The sequence below is a fragment of the Nocardia wallacei genome (assembly GCF_014466955.1).
GTDB classification, from domain to species: domain Bacteria; phylum Actinomycetota; class Actinomycetes; order Mycobacteriales; family Mycobacteriaceae; genus Nocardia; species Nocardia wallacei.
The window spans coordinates 67,034-89,181 of sequence record NZ_AP023396.1; the positions used below are offsets into that span (position 1 = coordinate 67,034).

A 22,148-nucleotide genomic window follows, 5' to 3' on the forward strand; every position below is an offset into this window, starting at 1 on the left:
CTCTGCCGTACCGCGAGCTCGGCGGGCACCCGGGCTCGGCGGTACGGGGATGGTCTCGCACTCAGGTGCGCGGCTTCACCAGGGGGAAGGGCAGGGTCTCGCGAATGCTGCGGCCGGTGATCAGCATGACCACGCGGTCCACGCCGACGCCGAGGCCGCCGGTCGGTGGCATGGCGAATTCCAGCGCCTGCAGGAAGTCCTCGTCCAGTTCCATCGCCTCGGGGTCGCCGCCGGCGGCCAGCAGCGACTGCTCGGTGAGGCGGCGGCGCTGCTCGATCGGATCGGTCAGCTCGCTGTAGGCGGTGCCCAGTTCCACACCCCACGCCACCAGGTCCCAGCGCTCGGCCACACCCGGGATGTTGCGGTGCGCGCGGGTCAGCGGCGACACCGAGGTGGGGAAGTCGATGTAGAAGGTGGGTTCCTCGGTGCGGTCCTCCACCAGGTGCTCGTACATCTCCAGTACGAGTTGCCCGGCGTCCCAGCCGAATTGGTACGGCACGTCGGCCTTGTCGCACAGCGTGCGCAGCCGTTCTACGTCGGTGTCGGGGCCGATGGTCTCGCCGATGGCCGCCGAGATGGCCCCGTGCACGGTCTTGACCGGCCAGTCGCCGGAGATGTCCACCGCGGTCAGGGCGCCGTCCGGCCCCGGCCGCAGTGCGACGCATCTGCCGTTGGCGGCCACCGCCGCCTCCTGGATCAGCTGGCGGCAGGCGTGCATCATCCGCTCGTAATCGCTGTGCGCCTCATAGGCTTCCAGGATGGTGAACTCCGGGTTGTGGCTGAAGTCCACGCCCTCGTTGCGGAACACCCGGCCCAGTTCGAACACCTTCTCCATGCCGCCGACGCACAGCCGCTTCAGGTACAGCTCCGGCGCGATGCGCAGATACAGGTCGAGGTCGTAGGCGTTGATGTGGGTGGTGAACGGTGCGGCGTTGGCGCCGCCGTGCACCTGCTGCAGCACCGGCGTCTCGACCTCGAGAAAACCCCAGCGGTGCAACGTGTCCCGCAGCGACCGCACCACCGCGCTGCGCTTGGCCAGCACCTCGCGGGCCTCGGTGTTGACCGCCATGTCGACGTAGCGGCGGCGTACCCGCGCCTCCGGGTCGGCGAGACCCTTCCACTTGTCCGGCAGCGGATGCAGGCACTTGCCGATCATCCGCCAGTCCTGCGCCAGTAGCGACAGTTCGCCGCGGCGGCTGTGCCCGACCTGGCCGCTGACCTCGATCAGGTCGCCGAGATCGAAGTACTGGTCGAAATCGGCGGCCCGGTCGGCGCCCACCCGGCCGCGATCGATGACCAGCTGGATGTCGTCGGACCAGTCGCGCAGCACCGCGAAGATGACCCCGCCGTAGTCGCGAATCCGCAACAGCCGCCCGCACACTCGCACCGTGGTGCCCTTGGGGGAGCGTCGCGCCGCCGCCACGGTGTGGGTCGGGGGATAGGCGACCGGATAGACGTCCACGCCCGCGGTCTCGAGCCGCTGCACCTTGTCCATCCGCACGCGGACCTGTTCGGGCCGCCGCGCGGCGGCCTGCCCGAGTTCGGCCGGCGGGAGTTCGGGCGGGCTGCCGTCGGCGTGCAGGCCGGTGACCACCGGCGGCACCGCCGAGTGTAAGCCGGTGTGCGCCATGGCATCCGGTTGCTTGCCGAACCGCGGCAGGAAACCCTCGGCCAGCGCACTGGCCATCGCGACGCGGGGCAACTGGCGGCGGTCCTCGAACAGGAAGAACCGCGGCACCCACTGCGGCTGGTATTTCACATTGGACCGGTACAGTGCCTCCAGCTGCCACCAGCGCGAGAAGAACATCAGCACGCTGCGCCACAGCCGTAGCACCGGCCCGGCGCCGATCCGGCCGCCCTCCTCGAACACCGAGCGGAAGACCGCGAAATTCAGCGATATCCGGGTGATGCCGTACCGCGCCGAACCCAGGGCCAGCTGCGAGATCATCAGTTCCATGACCCCGTTGGGGCCCTTGGGATCACGTCGCATCACATCCAGCGACACCCCCGTGCGCCCCCACGGCACCAGCGACAGCAGGCCCCACACCCGGCCCTGTTTGTCGACCGCCTCGACCAGCAGGCAGCAGCCGTCCAGCGGATCGCCGAGGCGGCCCAGCGCCATCGAGAAACCACGTTCGGTCTCGGTGTCGCGCCAGGCGTCGGCGCGCGAGATCAGCTGCTCGGTCTCGTCGGGCGTGAGTTCGCCGTGGCGGCGGATCCGCACCGCGAAACCCTGTTTCAGCAGCCGGTTTCCGGCCTGGCGGACCTGCTTCATCTCCGGTCCGGCCAGCGAGAACGTGCGGGTGTCGAGAATGGCCTCGTCGCCCAGGCGCAGGGCAGACAGTCCCGCGCGCCGATAGGCGGTGGCGCCCTGTTCGCTCGCGCCCATCACCGCGGGCGCCCAGCCGTACTGGTCGGCCAGCCGCAGCCAGGCGTCGATCGCCTGCGGCCAGGCCTCGCGGACCCCGATCGGATCGCCGGAGGCCAGGCAGACGCCCAGCTCCACGCGGTAGGTGAGGGCCGCCTTGCCGCTCGGCGCGAACACCACCGCCTTGTCGCGGCGAGTGGCGAAGTAGCCCAGCGAATCCTCCACGTCCGACCGTTCCAGCAGCCCGCGCAGCGCCGATTCGTCCGGCCCGGTCATCGCGTTCTCGGCGCGCTGCGAGCGGAACAGCACGACGACCGCGGCCATCAGGGCGAGGAAGCCGAAGAAGCCGAGCAGCAGGTTGACCAGATGCGGCGGATGACCGTCGAAATTGTCGTTGCTGACCAGGATCGTCGCCGTCACCCGGGAGACCGCCCACAGCGGGCGTTCGGCGCCGCGCGGCAGGCTGCCGGGGAACAGTTCCACCAGGCCCCAGCCGACCAGGCAGCCGACGGCGAGCCCGCCGGCCAGTACGCCCAGTGCCCGCCACGCCGCGCCGCGCCGCACGTGGGTGTAGAACTCCGACCAGGCGGCGATCAGCAGGCCGATCACCAGGGCGTGCACGATCAGCGCGACGAGGTCGTGGATATTGCCCTCGTCGGCGAATCCGAGCGCGTTGGCCAGCGCCAGCAGCGCCATGTACACGACCAGCAGCCACCACGCGACCCGCTTGCGGCTGGCGGTGGCGCCGGCCAGCAGACCGATGATCAGTGCCCACACCAGGCTGGTGTCGGGGGCGTCGAAATAGTAGGCGTCGAGATAGCGGCGCGGGACCTGGGTGATGAAACGCAGGCCGGGGGAGATGCTCCACAGACCGCACAGGACGGCGAACACGCCCAGGACGAGCCCGACGATATGGGGCACCTCGCGCAACCGCCCGTGCCCGCGATGCGGCACCTCCGGCGACCGTGGTCTGTGCTCGGTGTCCTGGTGTTGCCGGTCCTGCGTCGAAGTCACCGAATCAGTGTGAATGTTGTCCGCGCTCGTGCACAGAACGTAGCCGGGCATGTCCGTGCCGTGAGCCCGGCGTGCGTCACACCGATTCGGAAAGGTAATGATGTATGCATGTCGGATCCAGTCGATGTGCCGATCGATGACGAAGTCATTCGGCTCGGACAGTTCCTCAAGCTGGCCAATCTCATCGATACCGGCTCGGAGGCGAAGACGGTGATCGCCTCCGGCCTGGTTCGCGTCAACGACGAGGTCGAGTTACGCCGCGGGCGGCAGCTGTCCGCGGGCGATGTGGTCGCACTGGCGGGTCACCAAGCCCGCGTGGTCAATTCCTGACCCAACTGCGACAGTGGCGCAGTTGCGCTCACCCCTCCGCCCGGACCACGATGCCGTCGGCATCGCTGTAGAGCATCTCGCCCGGGACGAAGGTGACGCCGCCGAACTCGACGGGTACGTCGCGTTCGCCGGAACCGGTCTGGGTGCTCTTGCGCGGGTTGGTGCCCAGCGCCTTGACGCCGATGTCGAGGGTGCGCAGGATCGCCGAGTCGCGCACCGCGCCGTTGACCACGATGCCGGACCAGCCGTTGTCCACGCCGCGTCCGGCGATGATGTCGCCGACCAGAGCGGTGTGCACACTGGCGCCGCCGTCGACCACCAGCACCCGGCCCGCGCCTGGTTCGCTCAGCGTCTGCTTGACCAGCAGGTTGTCCTGAAAGCAGCGAATGGTGACGATGCGCCCGGCGAAGGCCTCGCGGCCGCCGAACCGGGTGAACTGGGTATCGCAGCTGCGGATGTCGGGGCCGATCTCGTCGGCCAGGTCGGCTGTGGCGACATGGTTTGCTGATTCGGTCACGGGTGCCAGCTTGCCACGGCCCGGCCGCCCGTCAGGCGGTCACCGCCAGCGTGGCCGCCAGCCCGAACACCACCGCCATCGCCACCACCTCGAGAATCGCTCGGCGCAGCGAGGATTCGGCGGTCATGCGGTGGTCGCCGGCGAGCGGCACCCAGCGCCGCCGCCACCACCAGCCCAGGGCCAGCAGTCCGGCCAGCAACGTCGTCTTGGCCAGCATGATGCGGCCGTAGCCGGTGTCGAGCAGCGGGCTCAGCCCGCCCAGCCGGATCAGGCCGTTGCCCACACCGGTCGCCGCGACCACCGCCAGTGCGGGTAGCGCCCACGCCGAATAGCGGGGCAGCACCACCGCCCACTCGCCGCGGGTGCGGATCACCAGCGCCAGCGCCAGCAGCAGCCCGAACCAGATCGCCGCCGCCAGCGCGTGCGCGGCGGCCAGCACCGAGCCGAACGCCTGCTGCGACATGTGCCCGGTGATCGGCCGCAGCACCAGCGCGACCGCCGCGAACACCACCACCAGATCGGCGGTGGCGTGCCGTGGCCGCCGATAGGCCAGGGTGCAGTAGCCGGTGATCGAGCAGGTGCCGATCAGGATCGCGATGCCCACCTGACCGCCGCTGATGTGCACCAGATAATCGCCGAACCGCCCGGCCCGCAAGCGCAGCACCGAGACTCCCACCACCTGCGCGGCCTCGCTCGCGAGCACCGCGAATTCCGTTGCGGCCCAGAGCCCGGCCATCCCGGCGGCGAGCCGCCACGGCGTGTGCAGCCGGTCGTGCAGGCGGGGCAGCACGGCCAGGCCGAGCACCGCCGCGCCCGCGCAGTCGGCCAGCGCGCGCACCGGCGCCTCGGACTGCACCGGATCCGGGGCGGCAAGCACCCACGCCAGCGCGGCGCCCACCAGCGCGGCGGGGACGACCAGCAGCAGCGCCGCCCGCAGGGCGGTCGAACTGCCGCCGGTCGGCTTGCTCACTGCTGTCTGCGGGCGCTCCCGCGGCCGAGTAGCAGCACCGCCAGCAACCCGCCCAGGATCACGACCGCGGCGACGATGAACACCCACACCGGAATTCCGCCGGACTCGCCGTCCCCGGACGCGCTCGTCGCACCGGCCTTCGCCCCGGGGGTGCCGTTGCCTGGTGTGGTGAGGGTGAAGGTCCGGGTGCCGCTGACCGGGTGGCCGTCGGCGGAGGTGACGCGATACGCGATCGTGTACTGCCCGGCCGGTCCCAGCTCGCCCACCGCGACGCTGACGTCGGGCCCGCTCACCTCGGGTTCGCCCTTGTCCCAGCGGTTTCCGTCCGGTCCGACGACCGTCAGCGACGGGAAACTCGGTTGCAGATTCTCGTTGAAGGTCAGCGTGACGCGGGCCGGTCCGGCGGCGAGCTGGGCGCCGTCGGCCGGATCGGTGGCGATCACCGCCGAATGCGCGGCCGCCGGGCCCGCGGTCAGCACGGCCAGGCCACCGCACAGCAGCGCGGCCACGACGCCGGTGAGCAATCGCCGGATCATGACCGGCGGCCCCGCACCAGCGCGCCCAGTCCGAGCAGTGCGCCGACCGCGCCGAGGGCGAGGCCGATGCCGCCGAGCCAGCGGGCCGTATCGTCGGTCTCGTGCTCGTCGTCGCTGTCGTTCGCCGCGACAGTGTGCGCGTCACCGGGACCGCCTGCGGCGAGGGCGATCTCGGGGGCGGGGTGTTCCGGTTCCGAGCCGTCGGGACCCATCGGCTGATTCCACTCGACGACCTTGCCGTCGCTGTAGGTCTGGGTGGCGGGGAAGCGCACCGTGTCCTGCGTGGGCAGCGGTCCGACGGCCAGCACGAAGCGCTGGAACTGGGTGGCGCTCACGCCGGGATTGCCGGGATCGGCGGTCCAGGTGACAGCCACGATCTGGTTCTGGTCGTTCTTGTCGATCCGGGCGCTCCAGCCGGGCAGCGGTTCGGTGCGGGCCGAACTCAGGCCGGGCAGCTTGACGGTCAGGCCGGTGGTGGCGGCGGTCGCCGATTCGGTCGGGACCCGGAAGGTGACGACGGCGTAGCCGCCCTGCGTGGCGCCGGGCGCGTCGGCGGTGACGTGCGCGTCGGCGGTGCCGGTGGCCAGCAGGGCCAGTCCGGTGGCGGCGCCCGCCGCGACGAGGGCGCGCGAGATCCGCGAGATTGTGGACATGCGAGGACTTTCTCGGTCGAGGAATGAGGTGTCGGCTGCTCAGGCCCACACCGGTGGCGCGCGCGAACCGATCGCGCCGGGACGGAGAAAGCGATACGTCCGGGCCGCCGCGCCGGGCCAGCGAGCGGCCCGCGCGACCGGCGGCGGGCCCGGGACACCCGCGATGCTCCGGACGGCTTGCGAGACAGCGCGATACAGCCGCTCGGCCGCGCCGATCAGCATCGCGCACAGCAGCGCCGCGAGCAGGTGCGCGAGCAGCATCCAGCCGGAGGGGAAGGGCATCCCGCCGACCACGAGGTCCGCCGCACGGGCGGTTTCGCGCGCCGCCGCACCGTGTGCGTGCCCGACGGTCGCGGTGAGCACGGCGTGCCCGGCGAGCTGCCCACCCGTCAGCATCGCGAAAAGCCGCGCGGGTCCGACGGTTTCGGCCGCGCCCCGACCTCCGGTGCACATACCGACGGCGCCCGCCGTGAGCACCAGCAACGCCGACGAGCCCGACCCCGGATACCCACCCCCGGCCGCCCCGTGCCCAGCCACCGCCAGCACCGCGACAGCCACCCCGGTCAGCGGACCACGAACCCGCCCGGTCGACGCGACGGCCCGACCGCGGCGCGTGCCCCTCCCGGTGGATCCATCGGTCGGCCCGGGTGGCGCGGGCCGACCGCGCCGGGGCGAGGCGATGGCCGGAAAAGCTTGCCGGTCAAAGGCATACACCCGCGGAGCGGCACCGGGCGCGGTGGGTGCGGGACCCACCGGCGGGGGTGGTGGCGGACCGGGGTGGAGCATGGGAGGGGGTGGGTCAGCGAACGCCGAGGCGGGCGAGGACGTCGGCCTCGATGCCGGACAGTTCGTGGGAGATGGAGGTGTGCACCGCGCGGCGGCGCTGGGGTGGCATCTGCTCGGCGGTGCGGACGGCGGCGGTCAGGCTCTCGAGGCGGTCGCGGGTGGCGGTGACGAACTTTCCGGCATCGTCATCGTCCTTGTCCTTGGCCGCGCTGCCCTTGGCCGCGATCTCGCCGATCGCCGCATCGGCGTTGGCGATGCGGGCCTGCAGTTTGGCACCGTGCCCGCTGAAGTCGGTGAGCTGGTCGAGCCCGATGCCCAGCCGGTGCGCCCGGCGGGTGTCGAGTTGCCCGCGGACGAAGGTCGCCGCGCGATAGGCCAGCGGGGCCAGCACGGGGATCAGTACCCGGGCCACACCCAGGTACTTCTTGACCTGCCCGGCCGACAGCAGGTCGCGCTCGGCCTTCTCGGCCCGCTTCAACGCCGCCTTCTCCTCCGCCTTCAGCGTCGCGATCTGCTGCTTGGCGACCTCGCGCTGGGCGCGGATCTCGGCGCGATGGCGCTTGCGCTCGTTGCGGGCACCGAGCTTGGCCTCCAGGGCGGCCTTGTGCTTGAGTGCTTTCGCCTCGGCCTTGCGGTCCGCCCGCCCCTTGCGCTTGGTGAACAACCCCATCCGAAGGTCCTCCATTTAGTGATGCCGGTCCGCTTGCGCCAACCCTAACCGGTCGGTGTGACCGCCTGCGAGGGCACGCGGTGCCGGAGCGCCGATCGCCGGTCGGAGACCGCGGCGTGCGGTGCGGTTCGCGAGGGTGTCGGGGGTCTGGACCATACTGCATACGTGTATTCGGGCAGCGGCGATCGGAACGGTCGCGAGGACGACGGCGGGAGCGCCGAGCGGCGGGGGGCCGCGGTGCCCGGTGCGCGGGCGGTCGCGCCGGGCGTGGAGCGGGAAACACGTTCCGCCACAAGCGGTGCCGAGAGACAGCGGGTGGCCTACGTCGACGCGCGGGCGCTGATCGGGTGCCGGCACCGGTTGCTGCTGGAGGCCACCCATCCCGAGGTGCTGTCGGGCGTGGCCGAGGACGCGGGGGTCAAGCAGCGGCGCGAGGCCGCGGTGGCGCATCGCGCGCACGTGCGCGACACCCTGGTGGCGGCCGATCCCGCGGGGTGGGTGGTCATCGATCCCACGCTCCCGGCCGCCGAGCGCGCCGCGGCCACGCTGCGCGCCTGTGCCGAGCGCGCGCCGCGCATCTGGGGCGCGCTGCTGCCGCAGGAGCCCGAGACCGGTCGGCGCGGCGGCTCGGAGATCCTGCTGCGCGACAGCGCCCGCGGTGGCTACATCCCGGTGATCGTGGTCAACCACAAGGTCACCGACCCGCGCCAGCCCGACCCGGCCGACCACCACCCGCTGACCTCGGACCTGTACCGCTGGGACCCCCAGCCGGACCGGCACGTCCGGGTCCGCACCCAGCCGCGCGACCAGCAGCGGCTGGCCCACCTCTACCGCATGCTGCAGCGCCACGGCCTGGCCAGTCCGGCCCTGGTCGGCGGCGCGATCGGCTACCACTTCGACCGCATCCTGGTGCACGAGCTGGGCCCGCTGCTCGACGAGTACGACCGCCGCTACGCCGACCGCATCGGGGTGGTGCGCGGCGAGCTGCCCACCATCCCGTCCAAGGTGCCCGAGTGCCGCCGCTGCCCGTGGTGGAACCGTTCCGCCGCCCCGGAGATCCCCAGCTGTGAGCGCTGGCTGACCGAGCATCGTGATGTCAGCCTGGTCGCGCCCGGTTCGCGCGCCGAACTGCTGCGCCGCCACGGCGTGCAGACCATCGAGGATCTGGCGGGCTGGACCGGCGACGACCCCGACGACTGGCAGCACGAGCCCTTCACCGAGACGGTGGTCACCGCCCGCGCCTGGATCTCCGGCGCCCCGCTGGTCCGCCGCTTCGAACACGTGCGGGTGCAGCGCGCCGACGTGGAGGTAGACGTCGATCTGGAGAGCTTCCAGGAGTACGGCGCCTACCTGTGGGGCACGCTGCTCGACGGCGTGTACCGCCCGTTCGTCACCTGGGATCCGCTGCCGACCCCCGACGAGGCCCGCTCGTTCGCCGAGTTCTGGAGCTGGCTGATGGGCGTGCGCGCGCAGGCCGCGGTCGCGGGGAAAACCTTTGCGGCATACTGCTATTCGCGCACGGCCGAGGACAAGTGGCTCTACGAGTCGGCCCGCCGGTTCGCGGGCATGCCGGGCGTGCCGACCGAGCACCAGGTGCGCGATTTCGTCGACGGCCCGCAGTGGGTCGACATGTTCCAGGCCGTCTCCGAGCAGTTCATCTGCCCGAACGGCAAGGGCCTCAAGAAGATCGCCCCCGTCGCCGGTTTCTCCTGGCGCGACCCGGAGGCCGGCGGCGAGGCGTCGATGAGCTGGTACCGGCTCGCCGTGGGTTACGACGGCGAGCCCGACGTCACCCAGCGCACCCGCCTGCTCGAATACAACGAGGACGATGTGCGCGCGACCCTCGCGCTGCGCGAGTGGATGTCGCCGCGCCGCCCCGGCGCGCCGGGCGCGGAGACCGAGGTCCCGGCGATGATCGACTTCCGAGGGCCGAGCCCCGTGCCGTCGACCGCGCGGCCGTCGTAATATCTGGTCGTGACTGAGCACGTCGAACAGCTGGAGTTTCAGGCCGAGACTCATCAGCTCCTGGAACTGATGATCCACTCGGTCTACTCGAACAAGGACACTTTCCTCCGCGAACTGATCTCGAACGCCTCCGACGCGCTGGACAAGCTGCGCTTGGAGTCGTTCCGGGACAAGGATCTCGAGGTCGACACCTCGGACCTGCACGTCGAGCTGGAGGTCGATCGGGAGAACCGGATCCTCACGGTCCGCGACAACGGCATCGGCATGTCGCGCGCCGAGGTGGTGGATCTGATCGGCACTCTGGCCAAATCGGGCACCGCCGAGGTGCGCCGGCAGCTGCTGGAGGCCAAGAAGTCGCAGGCCGAGGCCGAGGAGTTGATCGGCCAGTTCGGCATCGGCTTCTACTCGACCTTCATGGTGGCCGACAAGGTCACCCTGACCACCCGTCGCGCCGGCGAGACGACCGCCACCCGGTGGGAGTCGGCGGCCGGCAGCTCCACCTACACCATCGAAACCCTGGACGAGGCGCCGCAGGGCACCGCGGTGTCGCTGCACCTCAAGCCCGCCGACGAGGAGGACCACCTCTTCGACTACACCCAGGAGTGGAAGCTCCGCGACATCGTCAAGAAGTACTCCGATTTCATCGCCTGGCCGATCCGCATGCAGGTGGAGCGGACCGTCACCGAGGGTGAGGGCGAGGACAAGCAGGAGAAGACGATCCTCGAGGAGCAGACGCTCAACTCGCAGAAGGCGCTGTGGACGCGGCCCAAGAGCGAGGTGTCCGAGGAGGAGTACAAGGAGTTCTACAAGCACGTCTCGCACGCCTGGGACGATCCGCTGGAGATCATCCCGCTCAAGGCCGAGGGCACCTTCGAATATCAAGCGCTGCTGTTCATTCCGTCGCACGCGCCGTTCGACCTGTTCCAGCGCGACCACCAGCGCGGCGTACAGCTGTATGTGCGCCGGGTGTTCATCATGGACAACTGCGAAGAGCTGATGCCGGAGTATCTGCGCTTCGTCAAGGGCGTGGTGGACGCGCAGGATCTGTCGCTGAACGTCTCGCGCGAGATCCTGCAGCAGGACCGGCAGATCCAGATGATCCGCAAGCGACTGGTGCGCAAGGTGCTCTCGACGATCAAGGAGATGCAAGGCGCCGCGTCCGAGGAAACCGAGGACAAGTCCAAGTACGAGACCTTCTGGAAGGAGTTCGGCCGCGTCCTCAAGGAGGGTCTGCTGTCGGACTTCGACAACCGCGAGACCATTCTGCAGGTCTCGTCGTTCGCCTCCACCCACTCCGACGAGCAGCCGACCACGCTCGCCGAGTACGTGGAACGGATGCAGGACGGCCAGGACTCGATCTACTACATGACCGGCGAGTCGCGGCAGCAGATCGAGAACTCACCGCATATGGAGGCATTCAAGGCCAAGGGCCTCGAGGTGCTGGTGCTCACCGATCCGGTCGACGAGATGTGGGTCGGCTCGGTGCCGGAGTTCGACGGCAAGAAGTTCCAGTCCATCGCCAAGGGTGAGGTGGATCTGGAGTCCGAGGAGGAGAAGAAGGCCTCCGAGCAGCTGCGCGAACAGCAGGAGAAGGACTTCGGCGACATGCTGAAGTGGATGCGGGAGACGCTGCGCGACAGCGTCAAGGAGGTGCGGCTGTCGAGCCGGCTGACCACCTCACCGGCGTGCGTCGTGGGTGACGTCTTCGACTTCACCCCGCAGTTGGAGCGCATGTACCGGGCCTCGGGCCAGGCGCTGCCGGAAACCAAGCGCATCCTGGAACTCAATCCGGGTCATCCGCTGGTCACGGGCCTGCGCGACGCGTACGGCGAACACGGGTCGGACTCCGACAAGGCCGCCGATCTCGCCCAGACCGCCGAATTGCTGTACGGCACCGCGGTTCTCGCGGAGGGCGGCGAGTTGAAGGATCCGGCGCACTTCGCCCAGGTGCTGGCCGAGCGGCTGACCCGCTCGCTGTGACCCGACCGATCCGCTCGGGGCGGCTGTGATCCTGGTCATGGCCGCCCCGGCGTCGGGGAACCTTTCCGGTGCCGATGCGTTACTGTAGATGGTCGCATCGTTTGTGTGTTCGTGTTCATCATGCTCGCGCGGAGCATTGTGCGGGCGTCGCTTCTCCTTGCCAGGCAAGTTGCAAGTCGCCGTCTGGATGCGACCCGGTCGCCGCAGCCGCGGCGTCGGCAACAACCCTTTCAGGAGAAGAAAATGGTTCAGGGAACCGTGAAGTGGTTCAACGCGGAGAAGGGCTACGGCTTCATCGCGCACGAGGGTGGCCCGGACGTGTTCGTCCACTACTCGGAGATCGAGGGCAGCGGCTACCGCGGCCTCGATGAGGGCCAGCAGGTGAGCTTCGAGATCACCCAGGGCAAGAAGGGCCCCCAGGCCTCCGGCGTCCGCGCCCTGTAAGCGCAGACCACATCAAAGCCCACACCGAAAAACGGTGTGGGCTTTGTGCTATCGACCGGGTGTGGGCTTTCGATGCCGACCGGTGTGGCCTTGTGCTGCGAACCGGTGTGGGCTTGTGCTGCGAACCGGTGTGGGCCTGGTGTTGTCGAGCGGCGTGAGTCCTGAATTGGCCGCTCGGTCCGGTCGGGCACCGCCGGGTGTACCTCATCATGGAGGTATGGACATGCTCGATTCGGTGGGGGCGAGCCTGGTGCACGTGGCTCGTCGAGATTTCTTCTGGATGGCCTGGAACTCCGTGCTGGCGTGGATTCCGGTGGCCTTGGCGCTGTTGGTGTTTCGCACCGGGCGCGGGGCCGGGACGGCGGCGCGGTCGCCGTTCTGGTGGGCGGGGCTGGCGCTGTTCGTGCTGTTCCTGCCCAACGCGCCGTACGTGGTGACCGATCTGGTGCACCTGCGCTACGACATCCACGCGGTCGGCGACGGGCCGGTGGTGACGACCGTGCTGCCGCTGTACACGGTGTTCATCGTGTCCGGATTCCTGGCCTACTACCTGGCCCTGGCCGAGGCCGGCCGGTTCCTCGACGGCAGCGGGCTCGGCCGTTATCGACTGCCCGTCACGCTGGGCCTGCACCTGTCCTGCGCGGTCGGCGTGTTCCTCGGCCGGTGGGCCCGGCTCAACAGCTGGGAGCCGGTGGTGCAGCCGCACACCACCTTCGACCGCATCCTGCTCGCCCTCAGCTGGTCCTGGGCCCCGGCCGCGATCGTGGTGCTGTTCCTGGTCAACGCCGTCGGCCACTTCGTGACCAAGGCCGTCGCCGAGGCCACCGTCGACAGCACCCGTCGGGTGCTGGTCCGCTTGCGCCCGGCCTCCGACGCTTCCTGAAAGCCGGGCGCGGCTCGCGTCAGCGCGGCGCCATGCGCAGGGCGCCGTCCATGCGGAAGACCTCGCCGTTGAGGTAGTCGTGCTCGACGATGTACTGCGCCAGCTGCGCGTACTCGTCGGGGCGGCCCAGCCGCGACGGGAAGGGCACGCCCGCCTCCAGACCCTTGCGGTACTCCTCGGTGACCCCGGCCAGCATCGGAGTGTCGATGATGCCGGGGGCGATGGTGTCCACCCGGATGCCGAACTGCGCCAGGTCGCGGGCGGCCGGAATGGTCATGCCGGCCACGCCGCCCTTGGACGCCGAATAGGCGATCTGGCCGACCTGGCCCTCGAACGCCGCCACCGACGCCGTGTTGATGACGACGCCGCGCTGGCCGTACTCGTCGACCGGCTCGGTCTTGGCGATGGCGTCGGCGGCCAGCCGCATCACATTGAAGGTGCCCAGCAGGTTCACGGTGATGACCGTGCGGAACAGCTCCAGGTCGTGCGGGCCGTTCTTGGACAGGATCCGGCCGGCCCAGCCGACGCCGGCGCAGTTCACCACGATGCGCGGCGGTACGCCGGACTCGACCACCGTGGCGACGGCGGCGGCCACCTCGTCGTTGCTGGTGACATCGGTCGGAATCAGGGTGACGCCGGGCGGCACGCTGTCGCCGGCGCGCTCGATGGACTGCTGCAGGTCCAGACCGAATACGGTGGCCCCCAGACCGGCGAAGCGCGCGGCGGTCGCGGCGCCCAGGCCGGACGCAGCTCCGGTGATGATTGCGGCGGATCCCGAAATCTCCACGGTGTTTTGGTCCTCTCGTTTGTGACGGCCCTCGCTGGCCTTCCGTCAACAAGCACCATAACCGGCGTTCAGGGCGATTCGGCCGGGGGCCGCCGCCGAGCCGTTTGTGAACAGGGGTGTTCTCCGGTGCTACCGTCGTCGTATGCCAGAGCCGGTCAGCACCGTTCGCCAGCTGCCCCGCGGCCGTCACGGCCTGCCCCGAGCGACGGTGGTCGCGGCGCAGCGCGACCGCATCCTGACCGCGATGGCCGACGCGATGGCCGAGAACGGTTATGTGGGAACGTCGGTGGCCGCGATCATCAAACGGGCCGGGGTGTCCCGCGAGACCTTCTACGAGCAGTTCCGTTCCAAGGAGGACTGTTTCGAGGCGGCGTACGAGCGGGCGGTCCGCCTGCTGCTGGACCGCATCACGGAAGCGGCTCGGGCGCTGGCGGATTCGGACTCGGGGCTGGAGGTCCGGATGCGCGCGCTGCTGACCGCGTATCTGGACGGCCTGGCGAGCGAGCCCGCGTACGCGCGGCTGTACCTCGTCGAGGTGTACGCCGTGGGGCCGAAGGCCCTGGCTCGCCGGGCACTGCTGCAGGAGTCGTTCGTAGAGATGCTGGCCGAGACGCTCGGGGCCCGGACCGAACCGCAGCGTTTCGCGTGCCAGGCGCTGGTCGCCGCGCTGAGCTCGATGGTGACCACCCGCGTCGCCGCCGACGACACGGCCGGGCTGCACGCGCTGCGCGAGCCGATGCTGGAACTGGTGCGCCGCAGCGGTGACCTGTTCGGCGCGGCCCCGGCCGAACAGCCGGTCTTCTCCCGCGGCTGACAGACCAGGGCGCTCAGCGGTGGGTGTCCAGGTGGTTCGGGGCGGGGTTCTCGTCGGTGGGTTCGGGTGTGCGGCGGAGTACCCACAGGACGACGGCGGCCAGAGCGGGAGCGATTGCGGCGAGGGCGAGTTCGGGGGCGCGGCCCAGGCTCGGTGCCAGCGCGGACAGCAGGGTGGCGGTGCCGATGTAGAGGAACAGCAGGCCCGAACCGATGGCGATCAACCGTTCGGGCAGGTGCTTGCCGACGGTGATGCCGATCGCGATGGCGAGCGCCCCGGCGGCGACCATGCCGAGCACCGATCCGGTCCATACCGCGAGCCAGCTGTGGTTGGACGACAGCGCGACGGTGGCGAACATGGTCCGGTCGCCGAGTTCGGCGAGCAGGAAGGCGGAGATCACTACGAAGAAGGCCCGGCCCGGCGGTTGCGTCGCGGCCTCGGCCGCCACCTCGGAATCGTCGTCCTCGGCGCGGGCCTCACGCAGCGTCCACAGCCCGACGGCCAGCAGGATGACACCGGTGCAGACCGCGATCAGGTCGGTGGGCAGCGCGGCGCCGAGGAAATGCCCGACACCGGCGGCGATCAGATTCACCGCGACGCTCGCGACGGCGATGCCCGACAGTACGATCCACCAGCGGTAGCGCAGGGCGAAGGTCAGCGCCATCAGCTGCGACTTGTCACCGAGTTCGGCGACGAACAGCACACCGAAGCTCAGCAATATCGTGGCGATCATGAAACGGCTCCCAGGTCTCCGGCCTGCCGGCCGAAGACGGAGCGCGCCCTCAGCCGACAACGCATCCGAATGCTCGGTTGGTCTTGTCGTCGGCCGAAGGTCTCGCCCACCGGCGTCGAGCCGGTTCACGTACCCGGACCCCGACGTATCCGCCGCGGGTCAGTATGTCGAGCACGTGATTCGGGGCTACTCCCCTTCGCTGTCTGGAAGCCTACCCCGAGTTGCCGGTGCGCGCCAACACCATTTCGTCGAAATCGCAATGCGCGCAATAAGTTTGGGGATCCACGCCGAAGTTTTCGGGTACCCGTTCCCGGGCGGCAGGAGACCCGTCCGAGCCCCGGCAGCCGACCCGATTCAGGCGGCGAGCAGCATGGCCAGCACCGCGGTGTCGGGGTCGCTGATCGGGTCGACGCCGACTCGGCTCACCATGGTGGTGACCGTGCCGTCGAGTTCGGTCTCGACCCACGCGGCGCGGTGTTCCAGTCCCAGATGCGGGACGCCGGGCAGCAGCACACACCCCGAAGCCGCCGCCGCGCACTCCGGCAGCGACGGCCTGGTTTCCGACGGCGGGTGCAGCATGATCAGCGCGGGCGGCGCGTGCTCGGCGAAGCGGCCGGGCTCGACGGCCTCCTCACCCAGTACCGGGCCCTCGGCCAGCACCAGGCCCACTGTGCCCGGGTCCGGGTCGTCGGGCAGGTCCTCGCGCGCGCCGAAGACCGTGGAGGTGGACAGCAGGCCCGGCAGACTGGCGACGCGCACGGCGAGCACGAGCAACTGCGCCCACTCCTTGGTGGTGTCGGGCCAGCGGCCGCCGATGAGAAAACCCCGTAGCAGGCCCTGCGCCTGGAAGGGCGTCACCAGTACCTGATCGTTGCTGCGCATGGTTGCCTCCCGGTGCTCACCGAGCCTGTTCCTTGCTCGACGAGTACCCGAGAATGACGCAAACAATGTCTGGCACACAAGTACCAGAGAGTGCCAAATGCCTGGTAACAGCGCTGAAACACAAAGCGGGCCCGCCAACCGGATGGTTCACGGGCCCACTTCTCGCGCGGGGTCAGCCGAAGACGAGGCCCTTGCCCTGCGCGACGGCCTTGGCGAAGCGCTCCTGCACGTCGGCCCAGTTGACCACGTTCCAGAAGGCCTTGACGTAGTCGGCCTTGACGTTCTTGTACTGCAGGTAGAAGGCGTGCTCCCACATGTCGACCTGCAGCAGCGGGATGATGCCCAGCGGCACGTTGGCCTGCTGGTCGTACAGCTGGAACGTCAGCAGCTTCTGGCCGAGGGTGTCGTAACCCAGCACCGCCCAGCCCGAGCCCTGCAGGCCGTTGGCGGCGGCGGTGAACTGCGCGCGGAACTTGTCGAACGAGCCGAACTGGTCGTCGATGGCGGCGGCCAGCTCCCCGACCGGCTTGTCGCCGCCGTTGGGGGAGAGGTTCTTCCACCAGATCGAGTGATTGACGTGCCCACCCAGGTGGAAGGCCAGGTTCTTCTCGTGCAGGAAGATCGCGCCGTGATCGTCGGCCTCGCGGGCGGCTTCCAGCTTCTCGAGCGCGGTATTCACACCGGCGACGTAGGTCGCGTGGTGCTTGGAGTGGTGCAGCTCGTTGATCTGCCCGGAGATGTGCGGCTCCAGGGCGCCGTAGTCGTAATCCAGATCTGGCAGCGTGTACTCAGCCACGATGTCCCTTCCTCATGATGTCGGGCCGTGTGCGCTCGTTTGGTCTCGAGCGCACCCAACCATCATTCGTACACCCGCTCGGTTGCAACCGGGTTCCATGCCCCCGGATTCCAATTGCGCCGTTTCCCGATCGCGCCGTGCGGGTGGCGGCGTCGCTACATCGGCGGTGCGACGTTCGGCGACATGGTGCGGGGGTCGCAGGCGTCGTGCGCTTTCCACCAGCGCTGCCCCCCGGCGACGAAATCGGCGGCGGTCAGCGGACGGCCGTCGGCGGTCTCGACCGCGAGGCCCTCGAACCACACCCGCACGTCGAGTTCGCGCGGATCGATGCCCTCCTGCTGGGAGAATTCCAGGACGTGCGCGGCCGGGCGGTCGCTGATGGTGGTGTCGAAGCTGAGCAGCTCGCGCCACAACGACCAACCGCTGTCGTCGACGTCGATGAAATCCCAGCCGTGCAGCGCGCCCCCGCCGAAACCGGCGATGGCCTCGCCGAGGGTGTCCAGGGTGAGCGGGAAGATCTTGGGCTCCAGATCGTCCCACTCCTGTTTGCGCAGGGACGCGGCGACCCGGCTGACGCCGGTCAGGGTCAGGAACACCCGGCGGTCGGCGGCGGGTTGCCCGTCCAGTGGCAGGGTCAGCACCTCCAGGTCGAGTCGCAACCGGGCGGCCGCGACATCGACCGCGGCACCGAGGCAGGTGGCCTCGGCGAGGGCGGTGTTCAGTCCGGTCGCGTCCAATTCGTCGAGTAACCCCCTGCTCGCGTCCATGGTCCAAGGCTACCGACCGGCCCGCTCGCAGCCCGGGATTTCGGTTTTCTCGCCGGTGTTGTCGTTTTTTCGGATCCGAGGGAACCGGACGGCCGGACGTTCCGTCCAAGTAGTTGTCGGTATCCCGCCGCGGATCTCGAATACGTGCTCGACCTGCGGCGTGGTCCCGCCTCGGCGGCGGGTGACCGCTCCGGGATGAGGAGGGGAGTCTCGGAACGGTCACCCGCGTGTTCGTATCGGGCGGGTTTCCGGCCCTCGTCCGGCGGGCCTCCCGCTACCTGTGGATCAGGTTGTGGATTATGTGGATAACTGGGAGCGCGGACCGCTACACCGGACCGGAACAGACCGCGCGTTCGGTACGGCCGCCGGTGGGAAGGGCGGTGGAACTCCACGTGTGTCGGGCCGCCGTGGCAGGATCGAGACCGTGACGAGCCCCGAAGTCCCGTCGGTGCCGGTCGATGAGGTACCCGCCGAGCCCGGCAGCGCGGCCATCCTGCTCGACGTCCGCGAGGACGACGAGTGGCAGCTCGGGCATGCGCCCGGCGCCGTGCACATCCCGATGGCAGACGTGCCCGCCCGGGTCGACGAGCTGGACTACGGCTCCGAGATCTACGTCGTATGCCGGCAGGGCGGCCGGTCCATCCAGGTGGTGCAGTATCTGACCCACGTCGGGTTCGACGCGTTCCACGTGGTCGGCGGCATGGTGGCCTGGCAGCGGTCCGGCCGCCCGCTGGCGACCGAGAGCGGCGGCGAGGCGAAGATCTACTGATGTGTCCGAGGAGAGGGGGACGCGCCCGGTGAGTACCGTCGTGCAGCCCTGTGCCCGCTGCGGCGCGCGGTGGGCCGTGCAGGGCAGGCCGAATCACTGGTGCCCGCGCTGTCGCGGCGTGCTGCTGTCCCCGGCCCCGGTCGACGCGCCCGCCGAACGCCGCAACTACCGCTGGGTGGCGCGGCCGCCGGGTCGTCATCCCCGCGACGGCCGGGTGACCCGGCCCGCGTCGTCCACCCCGGCGACCCCGCGCTACCGCGAGATGCCGCGCTGGGGCCTGCGCGACGAGCCGCCGCGTCCGGCCCCGGCTCCCGGCGGGAGGCTCGCCGCCTTCACCGAGCGCCGCGACCGCCTGCTGATCGCCACGGCCGTCCTGTTCGGCCTCGCCGCGATCGCCGAGTTCGTCCGCTACCTGATCCTGCTGCACAACCGCACCCGGCTGATAGATCCGGTGGCGCTGCTGCTGTCCGACCTCGCCGTCTACCTGACCGCCTGCCTCGCCCTGTTGTTCGCCCTGGCCACCGCGATCGGGTTGATCGGATGGCTGGCGGGTGCACGCCGGTCCGCCTACGCCGGGGTGGGGCGGCGCGACCCGCGCTCGCCGCGAATCCTGTGGGGCGGCAGCCTGATTCCCGTGGTCAACCTGATCTTCCCAGGCGTGTTCCTGACCGAACTGGCCCAGCTGCGCGGCGACGACCCCCGGCTCGTGCGCGCGGTCCGGATCTGGTGGTGCGGATGGGTGCTGAACGGCCTGCTGGTGGCGGGCGCCCTGCTCTGGCGCACCGCGGATTCGCTGCAGGCCCGAGCCGACGGTGTGGCGTTCACCGCGTGGACCGATGTGGCGGCCGCGGTGGTCGCCGTGCTCACGCTGTGGCTGGTCCGCCTGCTCGAGGGTCAGGACCTGCGCGGTCGCGTCCGGCTGCCGAAGCGCTGGGTGGCGTCGGTGGGCCCGGCGGCGCCGGTCATCGAGCCGGTGCACCCGGCCGTGGAATCCGTTGAGCGCGCGCCGGATCCGGTGGTCGGAGACAATGAGCACGAGGAGGTCATGGCCAAGTGAGCCGAGACAGTCGCGCGCCCTTCGTGGTGGCGCATCGCGGTGCCTCGGGTACGCGTCCCGAGCACACCCTGGCGGCCTATGAACTCGCGCTGCAAGAGGGTGCCGACGGTGTGGAATGCGATGTCCGGCTGACCCGCGACGGGCATCTGGTCTGCGTGCACGACCGCACGGTGGACCGCACCTCCTCGGGCACCGGGCTGGTCAGCGAGATGAGCCTGGACGAACTACGCGAGCTGGACTTCGGCGACGGCGAGGCCGGCGTGCTCACCCTCGGTGAGCTGATCACGCTGGTGCTGGACTGGCGCAGCCGCCCGACCAAGCTGTTCATCGAGACCAAGCACCCGGTCCGCTACGGCGCGCTGGTGGAGGCGAAGGTGCTGGCCGAACTGCAGCGCTTCGGCATCGCGACACCCGCCTCCGCGGATCATTCCCGCGCCGTGGTGATGTCGTTCGCCGCCACCGCCGTGTGGCGGATCCGGCGCTCGGCGCCGCTGCTGCCGACCGTGCTGCTGGGCGAGTCGTCGCGGTACCTCGGCGGCAGCGCCGCGACCACGGTGGGCGCCACCGCGGTCGGGCCCTCGGTGCGGACCCTGCGCGACCATCCCGAACTGGTCGACAAGGCCGCCGCCGCCGGGCGCGCCACCTATTGCTGGACCGTCGACGACCCGGCCGACGTCAAGCTGTGCGCCGAACTCGGCGTCAGCTGGATCGCCACCAATCACCCGGGCCGCACCAAGGCCGTGCTCGCCACGGTGTGAGCGGCCGCGCCCGGACGGGCGTGCCCCTGCCGGTGGACGCGCTCCGACACGGTAGGTTCACCGTTCGTGGGTAAGAGCAAGCGCAACAGTCCCAAGCCCGGCGGTAACCGGGCCCAGCGTCTGGCCGAACGCCGCGCGGCGCAGGAGCAGGCGGCGCAGATCCCGGCGCGTCCGTTCGCCGGCCTCGCGGCCGAATGCGATCTCGTCGCGCTACGGGAGTTCGTGCCGTCGGCGACCGCGACGCTGAAGCTGTCGGCGGAGGTAGCCGCGCAGCGGCCCGTGACGCTCGCGACCGTGCTGCCCGGCGCGGTCGCCGCGCTGGTGCGCGCTGGTGACGAGCCGACCGGTTTCGTCGCCGCCCAGGTGCAGTTCCAGTCCGACGACCCGGCCGCCGACCTGGCCGCCGCGGTGCTGTGGACGCAGACCGCCGAGCCCGGCGCGTCGCTGCCCGCCGCCGCCGAATCCGAGGGCTCGGCCGCGCCGCTGACCGAGGTGCTGGATCCGGGTGCGAGCCTGGACCTGACCGTGCACCAGAACTTCGACTGGTGGGTGCCCGCGGGCGTGACCCCCGACCCGCAGGTCGCGGCCACCATCGAGCAGGCGAATCAGGCGATCATGCCGTCGGACCGGCTGGAATTGGGCGCCGACGCGATCGGTGCGGCCTGGTGGGTCGACGCCGGCGAGAAGGCGCATCTGCGCTGGGTCCGCCCCGAGGACGAGGACGCGCTCATGCTGGCGCTGGCCCGGGTGCACGCGGCCGGTGGCCTGCAGCTGGGCGAGGGCTCGCGCTTCGCGGGCTCGTTCCGCACCCACGGACTGCTGGTCCCGGTGTTCGATCTGGATCCCGAGCGGCACGCGAACGAATGGGTCGCCCCGGCCACCGAGTTCGGGGCGCGCCTCGCACAGGCGCTGGCCTCCGACGCCCCGCTGACCTCGGACGAGCGGCGCTCCCGCGACGGGCTGCGCTCGCGGCAGGTCACCCTGCGCTAGCGCGGCGCCACAACAGCGAAAAGCCCGGCCCCGCAACGGTTCGCGGGGCCGAGCGTCGCTCACCCGGTGCCTCGGGTCAGACGGAACCGCCCGCCACGTGCGGGGCGCCCGACGCGTCGCTCGGGCTACTCATCTCCCGGGCGACGAAATTCTCCAGATCGAACAGGTTGGAACCGGCGCGGTCGGTGACGGTGAGCAGCGTCGTCATCCGCGCCACCTCCTCGACCTGCTCCTTGAGGAACCACTGCATGAACTGCTCGCCCAGGTAGTCGCCCTCTTCGCGGGCGGTGCCGGCCAGCTGCACGACCTGCTCGGTGACCGTCTTCTCCTGCTGCAGCGCCAGTTCGATCGGCTCGCGCACGTTCTCGAATTTCGACTTCGCGCCGTCGACACCGGACAGTTCTATGCTCATGTCCCGATCGAGGAAGTACTGCGCGATCATCAGGGCGTGATTGCGTTCCTCGACGGCCTGCTTGTAGAAGTACTTCGCCAATACGGGAAGGTCGGCATTGTCGAACCACACCGCGATAGCGATGTACTGGTGCTCGGCATTGAATTCGTGCCGAATCTGATCGTGGAGCAAGTTGTGGAACTTGCTGCGAGGGGGTTCGGGGTGAGTGGACATGAGTCCGACATTAATGCTGGTCATCGCGCTTGTCATCCAAGTACACCCTTATTG

General features: G+C 70.1%; 23 protein-coding genes. 10 read left to right on the top strand and 13 right to left on the bottom strand.

Features of this window, described 5'->3' with window-relative positions; all coding sequences use genetic code 11:
• Window positions 1–61 precede the first annotated feature (61 nt).
• Window positions 62–3,382 (bottom strand): bifunctional lysylphosphatidylglycerol synthetase/lysine--tRNA ligase LysX, encoded by a 3,321-nt coding sequence (gene lysX / locus NWFMUON74_RS00305; RefSeq protein ID WP_425343080.1) that lies wholly within the window; start codon window positions 3,380–3,382, stop codon window positions 62–64.
• A gap of 108 nt (window positions 3,383–3,490) precedes the next feature.
• Here lysX and NWFMUON74_RS00310 point away from each other — a divergent pair, with 108 nt between their 5' ends.
• Window positions 3,491–3,712: an RNA-binding S4 domain-containing protein gene (locus NWFMUON74_RS00310; protein WP_187686033.1), complete on the top strand. Its 222-nt coding sequence runs from the start codon at window positions 3,491–3,493 to the stop codon at window positions 3,710–3,712.
• Window positions 3,713–3,740: 28 nt separating this feature from the next.
• Here NWFMUON74_RS00310 and rraA read toward each other — a convergent pair whose 3' ends face one another.
• The 6 genes from rraA to NWFMUON74_RS00340 all read right to left on the bottom strand — a co-directional run bounded on the left by rraA (window position 3,741) and on the right by NWFMUON74_RS00340 (window position 7,844).
• Window positions 3,741–4,229, bottom strand: a complete 489-nt coding sequence (rraA, locus tag NWFMUON74_RS00315; protein WP_187686034.1) for a ribonuclease E activity regulator RraA — start codon at window positions 4,227–4,229, stop codon at window positions 3,741–3,743.
• Window positions 4,230–4,260: 31 nt separating this feature from the next.
• Entirely contained in the window at window positions 4,261–5,199 is a 939-nt protein-coding gene (locus NWFMUON74_RS00320) for a CopD family protein (protein WP_187686035.1), read from the bottom strand.
• Window positions 5,196–5,735, bottom strand: a complete 540-nt coding sequence (locus tag NWFMUON74_RS00325) for a copper resistance CopC family protein (protein WP_187686036.1) — start codon at window positions 5,733–5,735, stop codon at window positions 5,196–5,198. Before NWFMUON74_RS00325 ends, NWFMUON74_RS00320 begins: the two co-directional genes overlap by 4 nt.
• On the bottom strand, window positions 5,732–6,388 hold the full coding sequence (locus NWFMUON74_RS00330; RefSeq protein WP_187686037.1) for a YcnI family copper-binding membrane protein: 657 nt from the start codon (window positions 6,386–6,388) through the stop codon (window positions 5,732–5,734). The genes NWFMUON74_RS00325 and NWFMUON74_RS00330 overlap by 4 nt, the downstream gene beginning before the upstream one ends.
• Before the next feature lie 39 nt (window positions 6,389–6,427).
• Window positions 6,428–6,946, bottom strand: coding sequence for a hypothetical protein (locus NWFMUON74_RS00335; RefSeq protein WP_187686038.1), 519 nt, complete (start codon window positions 6,944–6,946; stop codon window positions 6,428–6,430).
• 241 nt (window positions 6,947–7,187) lie between these two features.
• On the bottom strand, window positions 7,188–7,844 hold the full coding sequence (locus NWFMUON74_RS00340) for a DUF6474 family protein (RefSeq protein ID WP_187686039.1): 657 nt from the start codon (window positions 7,842–7,844) through the stop codon (window positions 7,188–7,190).
• Between the two features lie 165 nt (window positions 7,845–8,009).
• On the opposite strand from NWFMUON74_RS00340, the gene NWFMUON74_RS00345 reads away from it, so the two are divergent.
• The 4 genes from NWFMUON74_RS00345 to NWFMUON74_RS00360 all read left to right on the top strand — a co-directional run bounded on the left by NWFMUON74_RS00345 (window position 8,010) and on the right by NWFMUON74_RS00360 (window position 13,116).
• A complete protein-coding gene (locus NWFMUON74_RS00345; protein ID WP_187686040.1) occupies window positions 8,010–9,809 on the top strand; it encodes a TM0106 family RecB-like putative nuclease in 1,800 nt (599 codons plus the stop codon).
• Between the two features lie 9 nt (window positions 9,810–9,818).
• Window positions 9,819–11,789 carry a molecular chaperone HtpG gene (gene htpG, locus NWFMUON74_RS00350; RefSeq protein WP_187686041.1) on the top strand — a complete coding sequence of 657 codons (1,971 nt, stop codon included), beginning with the start codon at window positions 9,819–9,821 and terminating at the stop codon, window positions 11,787–11,789.
• A gap of 243 nt (window positions 11,790–12,032) precedes the next feature.
• On the top strand, window positions 12,033–12,233 hold the full coding sequence (locus tag NWFMUON74_RS00355; protein WP_024801330.1) for a cold-shock protein: 201 nt from the start codon (window positions 12,033–12,035) through the stop codon (window positions 12,231–12,233).
• A 217-nt stretch (window positions 12,234–12,450) separates the two neighbouring features.
• Entirely contained in the window at window positions 12,451–13,116 is a 666-nt protein-coding gene (locus tag NWFMUON74_RS00360; protein WP_187686042.1) for a DUF1361 domain-containing protein, read from the top strand.
• Between the two features lie 19 nt (window positions 13,117–13,135).
• Here NWFMUON74_RS00360 and NWFMUON74_RS00365 read toward each other — a convergent pair whose 3' ends face one another.
• Complete coding sequence (locus NWFMUON74_RS00365; protein WP_187686043.1) at window positions 13,136–13,903, bottom strand: SDR family NAD(P)-dependent oxidoreductase; 768 nt, start codon at window positions 13,901–13,903, stop codon at window positions 13,136–13,138.
• Between the two features lie 142 nt (window positions 13,904–14,045).
• On the opposite strand from NWFMUON74_RS00365, the gene NWFMUON74_RS00370 reads away from it, so the two are divergent.
• Complete coding sequence (locus NWFMUON74_RS00370) at window positions 14,046–14,717, top strand: TetR/AcrR family transcriptional regulator (protein WP_187686044.1); 672 nt, start codon at window positions 14,046–14,048, stop codon at window positions 14,715–14,717.
• 13 nt (window positions 14,718–14,730) lie between these two features.
• Here NWFMUON74_RS00370 and NWFMUON74_RS00375 read toward each other — a convergent pair whose 3' ends face one another.
• From NWFMUON74_RS00375 to NWFMUON74_RS00390, 4 genes are all read right to left on the bottom strand, one after another.
• Window positions 14,731–15,450, bottom strand: coding sequence for a TMEM165/GDT1 family protein (locus tag NWFMUON74_RS00375; protein WP_187686045.1), 720 nt, complete (start codon window positions 15,448–15,450; stop codon window positions 14,731–14,733).
• Between the two features lie 354 nt (window positions 15,451–15,804).
• Complete coding sequence (locus NWFMUON74_RS00380) at window positions 15,805–16,332, bottom strand: peptidase (RefSeq protein ID WP_187686046.1); 528 nt, start codon at window positions 16,330–16,332, stop codon at window positions 15,805–15,807.
• Window positions 16,333–16,504: 172 nt separating this feature from the next.
• Window positions 16,505–17,128: a superoxide dismutase gene (locus NWFMUON74_RS00385; RefSeq protein ID WP_187686047.1), complete on the bottom strand. Its 624-nt coding sequence runs from the start codon at window positions 17,126–17,128 to the stop codon at window positions 16,505–16,507.
• Window positions 17,129–17,283: 155 nt separating this feature from the next.
• Complete coding sequence (locus NWFMUON74_RS00390; RefSeq protein WP_187686048.1) at window positions 17,284–17,895, bottom strand: hypothetical protein; 612 nt, start codon at window positions 17,893–17,895, stop codon at window positions 17,284–17,286.
• Window positions 17,896–18,319: 424 nt separating this feature from the next.
• On the opposite strand from NWFMUON74_RS00390, the gene NWFMUON74_RS00395 reads away from it, so the two are divergent.
• The 4 genes from NWFMUON74_RS00395 to NWFMUON74_RS00410 all read left to right on the top strand — a co-directional run bounded on the left by NWFMUON74_RS00395 (window position 18,320) and on the right by NWFMUON74_RS00410 (window position 21,469).
• A complete protein-coding gene (locus tag NWFMUON74_RS00395) occupies window positions 18,320–18,664 on the top strand; it encodes a rhodanese-like domain-containing protein (protein WP_187686049.1) in 345 nt (114 codons plus the stop codon).
• 28 nt (window positions 18,665–18,692) lie between these two features.
• Window positions 18,693–19,721, top strand: coding sequence for a DUF4328 domain-containing protein (locus NWFMUON74_RS00400; RefSeq protein WP_187686050.1), 1,029 nt, complete (start codon window positions 18,693–18,695; stop codon window positions 19,719–19,721).
• Window positions 19,718–20,479: a glycerophosphodiester phosphodiesterase gene (locus NWFMUON74_RS00405; RefSeq protein WP_187686051.1), complete on the top strand. Its 762-nt coding sequence runs from the start codon at window positions 19,718–19,720 to the stop codon at window positions 20,477–20,479. The genes NWFMUON74_RS00400 and NWFMUON74_RS00405 overlap by 4 nt, the downstream gene beginning before the upstream one ends.
• A 66-nt stretch (window positions 20,480–20,545) precedes the next feature.
• Entirely contained in the window at window positions 20,546–21,469 is a 924-nt protein-coding gene (locus NWFMUON74_RS00410) for a DUF5926 family protein (protein ID WP_187686052.1), read from the top strand.
• 76 nt (window positions 21,470–21,545) lie between these two features.
• On the opposite strand, the gene NWFMUON74_RS00415 is transcribed toward NWFMUON74_RS00410, so the two are convergent.
• Complete coding sequence (locus NWFMUON74_RS00415) at window positions 21,546–22,094, bottom strand: ferritin (RefSeq protein ID WP_187686053.1); 549 nt, start codon at window positions 22,092–22,094, stop codon at window positions 21,546–21,548.
• Between the last annotated feature and the right edge of the window lie 54 nt (window positions 22,095–22,148).

Bases quoted from the DNA above. Each gene is read 5' to 3' on its own strand.
- NWFMUON74_RS00310 (WP_187686033.1), top strand. From the start codon at position 3,491: ATGTCGGATCCAGTCGATGTGCCGATCGATGACGAAGTCATTCGGCTC.
- NWFMUON74_RS00325 (WP_187686036.1), bottom strand. From the start codon at position 5,735: ATGATCCGGCGATTGCTCACCGGCGTCGTGGCCGCGCTGCTGTGCGGT.
- NWFMUON74_RS00330 (WP_187686037.1), bottom strand. From the start codon at position 6,388: ATGTCCACAATCTCGCGGATCTCGCGCGCCCTCGTCGCGGCGGGCGCC.
- NWFMUON74_RS00340 (WP_187686039.1), bottom strand. From the start codon at position 7,844: ATGGGGTTGTTCACCAAGCGCAAGGGGCGGGCGGACCGCAAGGCCGAG.
- NWFMUON74_RS00355 (WP_024801330.1), top strand. From the start codon at position 12,033: ATGGTTCAGGGAACCGTGAAGTGGTTCAACGCGGAGAAGGGCTACGGC.
- NWFMUON74_RS00360 (WP_187686042.1), top strand. From the start codon at position 12,451: ATGGACATGCTCGATTCGGTGGGGGCGAGCCTGGTGCACGTGGCTCGT.
- NWFMUON74_RS00370 (WP_187686044.1), top strand. From the start codon at position 14,046: ATGCCAGAGCCGGTCAGCACCGTTCGCCAGCTGCCCCGCGGCCGTCAC.
- NWFMUON74_RS00375 (WP_187686045.1), bottom strand. From the start codon at position 15,450: ATGATCGCCACGATATTGCTGAGCTTCGGTGTGCTGTTCGTCGCCGAA.
- NWFMUON74_RS00380 (WP_187686046.1), bottom strand. From the start codon at position 16,332: ATGCGCAGCAACGATCAGGTACTGGTGACGCCCTTCCAGGCGCAGGGC.
- NWFMUON74_RS00390 (WP_187686048.1), bottom strand. From the start codon at position 17,895: ATGGACGCGAGCAGGGGGTTACTCGACGAATTGGACGCGACCGGACTG.
- NWFMUON74_RS00415 (WP_187686053.1), bottom strand. From the start codon at position 22,094: ATGTCCACTCACCCCGAACCCCCTCGCAGCAAGTTCCACAACTTGCTC.